Origin of the sequence: Chryseobacterium urinae (assembly GCF_030518295.1) — a bacterium.
Classification (GTDB): Bacteria; Bacteroidota; Bacteroidia; order Flavobacteriales; family Weeksellaceae; genus Chryseobacterium; species Chryseobacterium mucoviscidosis.
In genome coordinates, this window is the sequence record NZ_JAULSJ010000031.1 from 38458 (window position 1) to 50289 (window position 11832).

At 34.9% G+C, this 11832-nt stretch carries 10 protein-coding genes; 7 read left to right on the forward strand and 3 right to left on the reverse strand.

All coding sequences use genetic code 11. From position 1 onward, the window contains the following. Positions 1-20 precede the first annotated feature (20 nt). The 3 genes from QWT87_RS16840 to QWT87_RS16850 all read right to left on the reverse strand — a co-directional run bounded on the left by QWT87_RS16840 (position 21) and on the right by QWT87_RS16850 (position 2474). A complete protein-coding gene (locus QWT87_RS16840) occupies positions 21-257 on the reverse strand; it encodes a YtxH domain-containing protein (protein WP_302717414.1) in 237 nt (78 codons plus the stop codon). A 97-nt stretch (positions 258-354) separates the two neighbouring features. Further along, positions 355-1197, reverse strand: coding sequence for an isoaspartyl peptidase/L-asparaginase (locus QWT87_RS16845; RefSeq protein WP_302717416.1), 843 nt, complete (start codon positions 1195-1197; stop codon positions 355-357). 389 nt (positions 1198-1586) lie between these two features. Next, positions 1587-2474, reverse strand: a complete 888-nt coding sequence (locus tag QWT87_RS16850) for a cyanophycinase (RefSeq protein WP_076390530.1) — start codon at positions 2472-2474, stop codon at positions 1587-1589. Between the two features lie 389 nt (positions 2475-2863). Between QWT87_RS16850 and QWT87_RS16855 the strand changes: the two genes are divergently transcribed. The 7 genes from QWT87_RS16855 to cphA form a co-directional block, all read left to right on the forward strand. Next, complete coding sequence (locus QWT87_RS16855) at positions 2864-3703, forward strand: GLPGLI family protein (RefSeq protein ID WP_302717418.1); 840 nt, start codon at positions 2864-2866, stop codon at positions 3701-3703. A gap of 629 nt (positions 3704-4332) precedes the next feature. Further along, positions 4333-5013: a hypothetical protein gene (locus QWT87_RS16860; RefSeq protein WP_302717420.1), complete on the forward strand. Its 681-nt coding sequence runs from the start codon at positions 4333-4335 to the stop codon at positions 5011-5013. A 199-nt stretch (positions 5014-5212) separates the two neighbouring features. Next, complete coding sequence (locus tag QWT87_RS16865) at positions 5213-6259, forward strand: hypothetical protein (RefSeq protein WP_302717421.1); 1047 nt, start codon at positions 5213-5215, stop codon at positions 6257-6259. A 178-nt stretch (positions 6260-6437) separates the two neighbouring features. Beyond that, positions 6438-7013 carry a hypothetical protein gene (locus QWT87_RS16870; protein WP_302717423.1) on the forward strand — a complete coding sequence of 192 codons (576 nt, stop codon included), beginning with the start codon at positions 6438-6440 and terminating at the stop codon, positions 7011-7013. 176 nt (positions 7014-7189) lie between these two features. Next, complete coding sequence (locus QWT87_RS16875) at positions 7190-8380, forward strand: winged helix-turn-helix domain-containing protein (RefSeq protein ID WP_302717425.1); 1191 nt, start codon at positions 7190-7192, stop codon at positions 8378-8380. A 25-nt stretch (positions 8381-8405) separates the two neighbouring features. Further along, entirely contained in the window at positions 8406-8717 is a 312-nt protein-coding gene (locus tag QWT87_RS16880) for a DUF1905 domain-containing protein (protein ID WP_302717427.1), read from the forward strand. 507 nt (positions 8718-9224) lie between these two features. Further along, positions 9225-11832, forward strand: a 2608-nt coding sequence (gene cphA / locus QWT87_RS16885) for a cyanophycin synthetase (protein ID WP_302717429.1), incomplete at its 3' end; no start/stop codon positions are given.

Sequence of the window (11832 nt, forward strand, 5' to 3'; positions counted from 1 at the left end):
TAAAATAAACTATTTATAGTTTAGCTTACCGCTTCCTGAGCCTTATTCTTAAGATCTTCCGCTTTATCCTGAGCCTGAGAAGCTACGTCGTTTGCTTTATCTTTAAGATCATTTCCCCATTTGTTTAGGTTGTCTTTTGCAGTGTTGATCTTATCTTTCACCATTTGCTTATCTTCTTCAGAAGAATTTTTGTATTTCCAGTATGCAAGTGCTCCTAATCCTAATAACGCTAATAAGCCTTTTGTCTTATTTCCCATGATTTCTATTTTTTTAAGTTAATATTAAAGTTTGATGTTAGTAATCATGTAAAATGTGTGCCAAAAAAATAAACAGACTTATAAAATAATGTTAAATTTAATTGAAAACTTCATAATTTTCTCCGTCAAAACTTGCAAAAACCATAGTGGGATAAGAATCCTGATGGTATATTTTTCCGTTTTTATCAATAGCAATCGCACCAGCAAAGCCATCGATGGTTTGTAATTCGTCGAAAGTTTTTGTAAACGCTTCTTCTATCGTCATGCCATCGGTAACTCGGGTTACAATTTTCGTTGCGGTGGCATTGCTTACAATATCTTCACCCACTCCGGTACAGCTTACCGCACAGAAAGAATTTGCATAATTTCCGGCAACTGTTGCCGAATCGGATATCCTTCCCGGGATTTCAAAACCTTTTCCTCCGGTGGAAGTGGCAACGGCTAATTTTCCGTCCTTATCAATCGCTACACAGCCTACCGTTCCTTTTCCGCCATTTTCAAGTTTCGCTTCATATTCTTTTCTCCTTTGCGGAATTTCGGTTGAAAAATTCTCGAAACCATGTTCTGTTGCATAATTTTTTGCACCGCTTCCTCCTAAAACCCGGTCGTCTTCTTTCATCAGTTCTTTCGCTACAAAAACAGGATTCTTCACCTCCTGAATATTGATGACACCACTTAATTTCTGGGTTTCTCCATCCATAATCGCTGCACTCATCCTGATCACGCCATCGCTTTGGATCTGCGAACCGATTCCTGCATTGTAAAGCTCATCATCTTCCAGCAAAGAAACAGCGTACGCAACGGTATCAAATGCCGAGTTGGTTTTTAAATAATCGAATGCTTTCTGAGCAATGCTTTTTAATGAATTTTGCTTGGCTGTTTTCACTTCGTGACTCTGGTCGCTTTCCGAGAAAAATCCGCCGTGGATGATTATTTTCATATATTCTGATGTCGTTTATATTTTATTTGGAGCTTACTCCCGCTATCCACTGTATCTTTTGGGTTACGGACTCCGCTTCGCTTCGTCCGCAACCCAAAAGGATGCCGTTTCTATCGGGGCTAAGATTTTCCTGCATATTTTAATCGTTCATTGTGCTTTTCACTGGTCACGAATCTCATTTATATTGCAATCCTGAGATTCTTTCTATCCACGATAAAATTAAGCATCAATCCTTATTGAAAATCTTGGATTTTCCTGCGCCTTAAAGATTTGAGACGAATAAAAATTTTGCGTCTTTGCGTTTTCCAACAAGAATATTTTATTTAAAAAAGTTCGTTGTAAATATCTAAAATTGTCACAGGAACAATTCACCATTTACCGTTCACATTCTATTTTTCCTGCGGGATCGGATTAAACTGAGAATTTTCGATGGTCAGCGCTTTAGTCGTAAGATCATAATGATCGTTCATCGACATTACGTGAACCGTTAAATTATCAATAGAAATAGGCTCTCCAAGATTAATATTCGTAAGATTCGTGTCTTTAATAAACCTTCCGTCCACCAGAATCACCAGTCCCGAACCTACCGCCGTCATCACATCATTATGGATGAACAATCCGGTATCTTCTCCCAGACCGATTCCCAGAGTTCTCGGATTGTTTACCACCGCCTGAAAAAGTCTTCCGATTCTTCCTCTCTGTACGAAATGCGTATCGATAATCACATTATCAATCAGTCCTAACCCCTGAGTGGTTTTAATTTCTCCTTTCAGCAAAGCTTCGGAACTGCTTCCCTGATAAATCATATTCTCCGATGCCGCAGCGGCTCCGGCAGAAGTTCCTGAGTAGATGAAATCCTGTTCCTGATATTTCAGTAAAATGGTATCGTGAAACCTTGTTCCGCCAAGAATTGAAGTCAGTCTCAACTGATCTCCACCTGTAAACATCACCACATCTGCCGCATTGGCTCTTGCAACAATCGCATCAGAATTCGCTTCCTCACGGTTATGAATATCAAGGATGTTTACATTTTTAGCGCCTAAAAACTCGAAGGCTTTTTTATATTCGGAACCTACAATTTGCGGAATCTGAGAGGCAGTGGTGATAATCTCAATAACGGAATTCTCTTTCAATTTAGATTCATTAATAATCTTTCGAAGAATTCCTCTCTCAAAAAAATTCAGGTTTTTTTCTACACTTTGATCAAAATCGGTTTCTGCAAAACTTCCTTTGTTTACAGCACCTCCGATAACAATTAATTTTCCAACAGGTTTCATCATAGGGTGCAAATTTAAAAAATAATTAACATTTGAGAAAGGATTAAGAGGGATTGATAATCAATAAGTGAAAATAAAATTTAAAAAGCAGGTATGAGAAGTGATTGTGAGAATATTTAAGTTTTACAAAAATTAAAATTGGAGCTTTTTTTAAGCTATCGTGATCTTTTTCTTTTATAATCAGTATTTTGAACAAAAGTTTAACTCATCTTTTTGTTATTTTTGTGATTGTGTAAAAGAATAGAGTTGTTTTTTTAATAAAAGTTCAGCCAATTTCTGTCTTTAATCCCATCAAATAAAAACAATGACGAATTGTTAATTGCAGCCATTGAGCCGAATCATAAATCCAATATACATTTAACACAGTAAATTTCTAAACCAGATCACCAATGTTTCACCCTCATCATTTATTAAAGTCCCTGTTTTTATTCTTAAGTTTTTTCTCCCATGCCCAGATTTCCGTAAGCGGAAATTTTTCTATGAAACCTGATTCTTATGAAGCCATGGTTATTGACAGCAGTTATCAGAATATTTACTATAAAGCAGAATTTGTTAAAGATCCCAAAAAGAAAAAGCTGGAAACAACCTGTGTTTTGCAGATAGGAAAGAAATTTTCTAAATTTTCAGATTTTAATGTATTGCGCAAAGATTCTTTAATGGAAAAATACAGTCATTTGGAGAAAATAGGAGCTAAAGAATTAGGTCAGTCCCTTAATTTAGCGGAAAAATGGAGAAGTATTTTAATTAAAAATTTTCAGGAAAATAACATTACGATACAGGATAAAACAAATATTACGTACCAATATGAAGAAAAACAGCCCGCTCTCGACTGGAAACTTGAAAACGAGACCAGAGAAATCCTTGGGTATATATGTCATAAAGCCACTACGAAGTATCGGGGAAGAAAATATGCAGCATGGTATTGCAAAGAAATTCCCATTAACAACGGTCCTTATATTTTTCAGAATCTTCCCGGTTTAATTTTAGAATTGGAAGACAGCGACAATAATTTTCATTTTACAGCCATTGCAATGGATAAAAAGATAAATGGAGTCTATCTGAGAAATGAAAAAAGAATTCTTCATATAACCCGAGAGCAGTTTAGAAAAGCATTGCAAACGTATCATGACAATCCCGGTTTTTTTCATGGAAAAGCGTATAACGAAGATGGCAGCCAGATCGCTGTAAAATCTCCTCCTCTTCCGTATAATCCCATCGAATTGGAATAAGTTTCAGCGGAGGATAAAAGGTATTGTCTCTACAGAAAACAGCAGTTTTCCAAGCGTAAAAACAGATTGATCCTTCTGAAATAGATTTCAGCTTAAAGGTAAACGCAATTCATCCCACAGAGAACAGCATTTTGATGGGCGAAAAACCCTGTTGACCTTTGTGTGCAGTCATTTTGTCTGGAGTCTCCAAATAATTACCCTGCAAACCAAAGGTTTTGACCTGATGAAAAATCTCATTCACTCTAGTTTAGAAGTTATTCAATAAATAATTAACTTATTGACTATCTCTTTTACTAATAAACGCTTCGACATACTCAGGCTGAAGATGTTTAAATATTGCGGTTGGTATTTGAGGTGTCATCCTGAGCTTGGCGAAGGATCTCCGTTAGAAAACCGTTTGCCAATTTTAATCCCATGAAGAACATATTTTTTTCTAATCCATATTTTTTATTTGCTCACTATGAGTAAGGATGATTGTCTTTGTCAGATACTATTATTGCTTAGTTTTCAATGGTTTGGAGATATACTAAAAAAGTGAAATAAATATCATTATTGAAAAATATGTTTAACTATATATTGAATTTGTAATAAAAATTATTATATTAGTATTAAATTAAAAACAAATAACCATGTATATCAAACAGGAAGAATATCTTCCGCTGGCAAAAGACCTTATCGCCAGTTTCAGCAGAGACCTTTTGCTTTTTGCAGAGGAAGATCACAATTATACGCAGGCGTATAAAAATGCTTTTCAGTCGAAAATTACAGAAGTAGAGCAGAGAGAAGCCAGTAATACAGCTCTGGTACAGCAGAAACAGGCAACGCAGGCACTTTATCTTTTAGGAGAAGATCTGAAAAAACCTCTTAAAAGTCTGCGGATACGCATTGAAAGAGCAGGAATTCCCACTAACCTCACCACACAGATTCTTACCGATATTAAGAAACGTAATTTTGAAGGAGTCGGCAGTAAGCTTACAGACCTTATTTCTTTGGTCAATGCCCATCTTACGCTTTTACAGGATAAAGGAATGAAAAGTACGATACCTCAGGATTTACAGGATTTTCAACTGGCTATTGCCGCAAAAGCCGATGAGCAGACCCAGTTCATGAAAAAAGTAGCAGGAATTATCGGTACTCAAAAAGAACTCTACGACGGCTTATACAAATATATTTCTGAGATCTGCGAAGATGGCAAATTAATCTTCGAAGGACAGCAAAAAGCCGATGAATATATCATCAAAAGAATGCTCGCCAAGCTGCATGTGGATAAGGTGAAAAGTGGGGAGGGGAAGGAGAGTGCAGGGGCTTAGTGCTTGTGGTAGATTATACAATGTCTTTAATAAGGATATGTGATTATCAAAAGTATCCGACAGATTAAAAGTTTATTTTATGATTTGTAGGAAAAACTAGTAATACGAAATACACGCTCACTAATTTATTTAAAATTAGATTTATATGAAAGTTTGTATGGGATATAGTCAAGTTATGTGATCTTTTAAATAGTTAAATATGCCAAACATTCATTATGAAATTGAAACAATTATCGGCGATGATAACCGATTAAACGAAATTCCCGTGAAGGTTATAATAAAGAATCAATCTGAATCGAGAATAAAAGTGAAATCAATAGTGCCTAACATTCCGAATAGTGTTGATTTAGAAGAAAAAATAGATGCGTTCCAAGAAGATTCCAAAAAGCAAACCAATGCTCTCTGTGAGGAATTAACCTTAATTGCAAATAATGTTTTATTGCTATCTAATAAAGAACATAGAATTAACTTAGTTAATACAATGAAAGAAGTCTATACTGATTTTTATAGCAGTATTCCGAATTTGTATAAATTAATGTTTCTCAATCAGTCTGCATTCAAAGCCAGAATCAGTTTTTTCAATAAACAATTGTCAAAGCTAAAATTTCAAATACAAAATATTGAGGACGCAAATTGGGCTTACGAAAAATTTATAAAAGATTTAGATGAAGTCAATCCTGACAAAAAACTTTACGAGGGTAAATTAAGACAATTAGAAAATTTATATTCTAAAATAGGAGTGATGAACTCAAACTATATTGCATCAATAGAACCTGGCTCATTTTATTCAAGAACTTATGTTTTACGCTTTTATCGTAGGACCCTTTCGACAAAAGTTTACAATTTATCATTTGATAGTAAATATGAAGATGAAGCAACAAACCATGAATTCAGAGCAAATGTTTCAACATCAGTAAGCATCACACCAAAACCGCTTTTTTTAACACTTTTTTCGGCTTTTATGAGTATTTTAGGGACAATATTGAAACATTGCATGAAATATATTGACAAACAAGTTAACCTAGATGACTTCTTTAATCAATTAGGAAATACAATTGTTACTGCGCCAGGTATCACTTCAATTATAATAGCTGTTCTGTTTTTTAATATTTATGAGTTTACAGAAATTGGTAAAAAAATGAAGATGACAGCAAATTGGAGAGCTGCACTTACTATCGGAATTCTTTCTGGCGTTTTTGGGGATAGATTTATCGAGGCAATTAAAGTGTTTATTGGTTTAAACTAATATTGAGTGTCAAAATATCACATAACATCACATACCCACAAGTGACTTTTATTTGTTAAATCAAGTTTTTGCTTCTGTTAAACTATGTGTAACAGAAAGTAATTGTTTCGAAATCGCAATCTTTGGTTACTTTATATGATGTTGTCCAAATCGTATTGTATAATTTAAAAATTTTATTATGGAACTAAATGACTTAGCATTGTGGGGAACTTTTTTATCTGGATTGGGCGCATTAGCCGCATTGGTTATTTCATTAACTCAAATAAAAAAAGATGCGAATTTTAATGAAGCAAATTTTTGGCTTACACTTAGAGAACTTTTTCATCATCAAGACAGGAGATGTGTACACAATGATTTTAGAGAAGGAAGATGGCAGACAATAAAACCAACAGAAATTGATGACTGGATAAAAATTGAAGATTATTTAGGACTATTTGAAATCTGTGAAAGAATGTTAGAGCGAAAAATTATAAACGAAAAAATGTTTCGTAGTTTATATGAGTACCGTGTTTATAATTTTTTAAAAAATTCAGAAGTGGCTAAATGCAAGCTTATATATGAGCATTATGATTGGACTTATTTATATAAACTTTTAAACAGACTTTATGGAGACCATTGGGAAGAAATGCGACAGTTTTTAACAAGCTTAGAAATAGACTATAATGAAATAGATTCTGAATCGCAATTGCTGGCTAAATTAAAAAAAAGTGAAAAGGAAAAGTTTAAAAAATTAAGAGAGAAAGCAAAAATCTAAAATACTATAGTTAACAAACTATCCAAATGATGGAATTTTATGATATTTTATTACCCAATAGAATTAATACTATGTTGAGAAAACATAAATTCCTTATGAAGCTATCGAAAATCAATATCAAATCAATTTTCCTTTTTAACTAAAAAAACATATATTTCTATTCTTTAATAACAATTATGACGGAAGAATTGACTTTATCACAGCTTCGTTTTTTGACATTAGAAAGTCAGGGATTAACAAAACCATATCCTTTTGGAAAAGGTAAAAATGCAGTTCTTCAGGCATTAGAACATCTTGGATATCTACAAATTGACACTTTATCAGTTGTTGAAAGAGCCCATCATCATACACTTTGGACAAGAATACCGGATTATAAAGCAGAATATTTAGATGAATTGGTTGAAGAACATAAAATATTTGAATATTGGTTTCATGCTGCGTCTTATCTTCCCATAAAGGATTTTCGTTTTGCATTGCCTCAAATGACAGAGGTGAAACAAAGCAAAACGCATTATTATAATGCAGACCCAAAAGTGATGAAGTGTGTTTTAGATACCATTCGTGGAGAAGGTCCTAAAAGAGCAAGGAATTTTGAAAATGAAACCAAAAAAGCGGGAAGCTGGTGGAGCTGGAAACCCACAAAAATAGCTCTTGAAAGACTTTTTTTGCAAGGTGACTTAATGATTACCGGCAGAAAGGGAATGCAAAAAACGTATGACCTTACTGAAAATGTCTTAACAAACACAATTGATACAGCCTTACCAACTGAACTCGAATTTGCTGAATATTTAGTAAAAACCTATTTAAAAGCCTATGGATTTACCACAGTAAAGCAAATTACCCATCTTAAAACAGGAGAATTAATACGAAAAAATGTTGACATCGTCTTAAAATCAATGCTTCAGGAAGGAACCATAAAACAAGTAAATATTGAGAATATGCCTTCTGTTTTTGTGAATAAAAGTTCACTTGAAAATTCGTTAAACAAAACCAGTTCAGACATTCATATTTTATCGCCATTTGACAATTCAATTATTCATCGGGATCGAATAAAACAGTTTTTTAATTTTGATTATAAAATTGAATGTTACACACCAAAAGAGAAAAGGCAATACGGTTATTTCTGTTTACCTGTATTATTTGGCGACACCTTTATAGGACGGGTGGATTGTAAAGCGCACAGAAAAGAAAAAGAATTTGAAATCATCCATTTGCACATTGAAAATACAAGTATTGAGATTGAATTATGGAAAGAATCATTTGTAGAGAGGATGAAATCTTTTGCCTCTTTTAATGGTTGTAATATCATTAAACTGACAAAAGTTAGTCCATCAAAATTCACAAATAAAATAAGATCATTATTCTGATTAAATCATCGACTATAAAGCAGCCATGAATCTGAAAAAAAGAGGAAGTATAAGGTATGAGTTTACCACAAAAATGTGGCAGTCCTCCGGAAAGGGCGGTTGGTATTTTGTTTCGCTTCCGCATAAGCTGGCAGAAGAAATCAGAAAAAATTTAAAATCGGAAGAAGAAGGATGGGGAAGACTAAAGGCAAAAGCACAAATTGGAAATAGTGAATGGGAAACAGCCATTTGGTTTGACTCCAAACATGAAACGTACTTACTGCCATTGAAGGCAGAGATACGGAAAAAAGAAAAGCTTGAAACCAATAAAGACATACAAACTATTCTATGGATTTAAAAACAGAATCGTTTTTCTATAATTATTTTATGGCAGATTGGTTCAGCTATTAAACGTTTTTAGAATACCTTTATTTAATTTTTTACAGAAAGTTTAAACTCATTTTAAATTTAACCGCGAAAGAGACAAAAGACTTTATCGGATTTATTTAAAGTATTTCAAAAGTCTGCAAAGAGAAAAAATCTTTGATTTTTTTAACTTATCTGCTCTTTCTTTTCATTTAAGAATTAAACTTAAACAACTAAAGTGTTACAATCTTTTGCGGTAAAAAAGTTTAGATGTAAACAGCTAACATAAAACGGTTGTTACTAACCCTTATTAAACAATCTTTAATGACGGCAGACATTCAACCAGATTTCAATTGTATTGATCTTTATTCCTGAGATTTTAAAATTTTTTATTCATTTTTTAATAAATGTTTAACTGTGGTATAGTTTCGTTTCGGGTTTTACATTATCTTTGAATAAATGGAGTTATTGTTAACTATTAAAAAAATGCAAATAGACTATGAAAATTGAGAAGATACAGGCGTTACGGGGACCAAACATTTGGAGCATCAGAAGGAAGAAACTGATACAGATGAGATTGGATCTCGAAGAAATGGAAAATTTCCCAACCAATAAAATTGACGGTTTCAGAGAAAGAATAGAAAAACTGATTCCCTCTTTGTTCTCTCACAGATGTTCAGAAGGAGTAGAAGGCGGTTTTTTTCACCGTATCGAAACGGGAACATGGATGGGACACGTTATTGAGCATATCGCTTTGGAAATCCAGACCTTAGCAGGAATGGACGTTGGTTTCGGAAGAACGCGTGAAACAAAAACTCCGGGAGTGTATAATGTCGTATTCAACTATATCGAAGAAAATGCAGGAATTTACGCAGCCGAAGAATCGGTGAAAATTGCAGAAGCTTTAATAAAAGGGGAAGAGTACGACTTGAATGCCTGTATAAAAAAACTAAAAGAAATAAGGGAAAGAGTGCGTCTCGGTCCTTCTACAGGAAGTATCGTGGAAGAAGCCGTTTCCCGAAGAATTCCGTGGATTCGTCTGGGAACCAACTCTTTGGTTCAGTTGGGATATGGCGTAAATCAGCAGAGATTTCAGGCAACGATTACAGGAAATACAAGTTCAATTGCGGTAGATATTGCCTGTAATAAAGAGTTAACCAAAAAAATGCTCCACGATGCGGCAATTCCTGTTCCTATCGGAGATCTGATTGTGGATGAGGAAGGATTAGGAAGTGTGATAAGAAAAATCGGTTATCCTGTTGTGATTAAACCATTGGACGGAAACCACGGAAAAGGTTCTTCGATTAATGTAAACGACTGGGAATCGGCGAAAATAGGTCTGGAACACGCTCAGAAATATTCAAGAAAAGTAATTGTTGAGAAATACATTACAGGATACGATTTCAGGGTTTTGGTCATCAACAATAAGATGGTTGCAGCCGCAAGAAGAGTTCCTGCCCACGTTATGGGAGATGGCGAACTGAATCTTCAGCAATTAATTGATAAAGAAAATAAAGATCCGAGAAGAGGATACGGACACGAAAATGTGTTAACTGAGATCCTGATCGATAAAGATACGACTGAACTTCTTGAAAAACTTCAGTATACTCTGGAAACGGTTCCGCAGAAAGGAGAAATCGTTTATCTGAAATCAACTGCCAATCTTTCTACAGGAGGAACCTCCATAGATGTTACCGATATGGTACATCCGGAAAATATTACCATGGCTGAAAGGATTTCAAAAATCATTGGTCTTGATGTCTGCGGAATTGATATTATGGCTGAAAATTTAACCCAGCCTTTAAAAGAAAGCGGTGGTGCCATCATTGAAGTGAACGCAGCTCCGGGATTCAGGATGCACTTGGCTCCAAGTGAAGGGTTGCCGAGAAACGTTGCGGCTCCCGTCGTAGATATGCTGTATCCGCAGGGAAAACCTTTTACCATTCCGATTATTGCGGTAACGGGAACCAATGGTAAAACAACCACAACAAGATTAATTTCGCATATTGTTAAAAGCAACGGATATAGAGTAGGATTTACAACTTCAGACGGAATTTATATTCAAAATACGATGTTGACGAAAGGAGATACAACAGGACCTCTTTCCGCTGAATTTATCCTGAAAGATCCAACCGTAGAATTTGCCGTTCTGGAAACCGCAAGAGGCGGAATCTTACGTTCTGGTTTAGGATTTTCTCAATGCGATATCGGTGTTTTAACCAATATCAAGGAAGATCATTTGGGAATGAACGATATCCACAATCTGAAAGATCTTACCAGAGTAAAAAGGGTTGTTCTGGACAGCGTGAAGAAAAATGGATGGAGCGTGATGAATGCCGACGACGAATATTCCATGAGAATCGTGAATGATCTTCATTCCAATATTGCTATTTTCAGTATGGATGAAAACAATCCGCACATCAAAAAATTCGCTAAAGAAGGTAAAATTACCTGTGTATATGAAGAAGGTTTTGTAACCATTAAAAAAGGAGACTGGAAGATCAGGATCGGAAAGGCTAAAGATTTCCCGATCACGATGGAAGGAAAGGCTAAATTCATGATCGAAAACGTTCTCGCAGCAAGTTTGGCATCTTATCTTTATGGTTTCGGGATCGAGGATATTTCGAATTCTTTAAGAACATTTATACCAAGCGCACAGCTTACTCCGGGAAGATTGAACGTATTTAAATTCAAAAGCTTTAAAGTGCTGATCGATTTTGCGCATAATCCTGCAGGGTATGAGGCAATTGAAGATTATCTTAAAAATGTAGAAGCAACGAAGAAAATAGGGATTATTTCTGGGGTAGGAGACAGAAGAGATAACGACATTAAAGAGTGCGGAAAAATTGCAGGAAGAATGTTCGATCACATTATCATCCGAAACGAAAAACACCTTCGCGGAAGAACCGAGGATGAAATCAACGGTTTAATTATCGAAGGAATGCAGTCTTCCGGAAGAGATGTGAGCTATGAGATTATACCAAAAGAAATTGAAGCTCTGAAACACGCCATGGGAATGGCAGAAGAAGGAACCTTCATTACCGCTTTAAGTGATGTAATTTCCAATGCGATTGATCTGGTTCAGGAATATCAGGCAAGAGAATTGC

Excerpts from the sequence above, each read along its gene's own strand:
- QWT87_RS16840 (WP_302717414.1), bottom strand. The coding sequence starts at position 257 with ATGGGAAATAAGACAAAAGGCTTATTAGCGTTATTAGGATTAGGAGCA.
- QWT87_RS16845 (WP_302717416.1), bottom strand. The coding sequence starts at position 1,197 with ATGAAAATAATCATCCACGGCGGATTTTTCTCGGAAAGCGACCAGAGT.
- QWT87_RS16850 (WP_076390530.1), bottom strand. The coding sequence starts at position 2,474 with ATGAAACCTGTTGGAAAATTAATTGTTATCGGAGGTGCTGTAAACAAA.
- QWT87_RS16855 (WP_302717418.1), top strand. The coding sequence starts at position 2,864 with ATGTTTCACCCTCATCATTTATTAAAGTCCCTGTTTTTATTCTTAAGT.
- QWT87_RS16860 (WP_302717420.1), top strand. The coding sequence starts at position 4,333 with ATGTATATCAAACAGGAAGAATATCTTCCGCTGGCAAAAGACCTTATC.
- QWT87_RS16865 (WP_302717421.1), top strand. The coding sequence starts at position 5,213 with ATGCCAAACATTCATTATGAAATTGAAACAATTATCGGCGATGATAAC.
- QWT87_RS16870 (WP_302717423.1), top strand. The coding sequence starts at position 6,438 with ATGGAACTAAATGACTTAGCATTGTGGGGAACTTTTTTATCTGGATTG.
- QWT87_RS16875 (WP_302717425.1), top strand. The coding sequence starts at position 7,190 with ATGACGGAAGAATTGACTTTATCACAGCTTCGTTTTTTGACATTAGAA.
- QWT87_RS16880 (WP_302717427.1), top strand. The coding sequence starts at position 8,406 with ATGAATCTGAAAAAAAGAGGAAGTATAAGGTATGAGTTTACCACAAAA.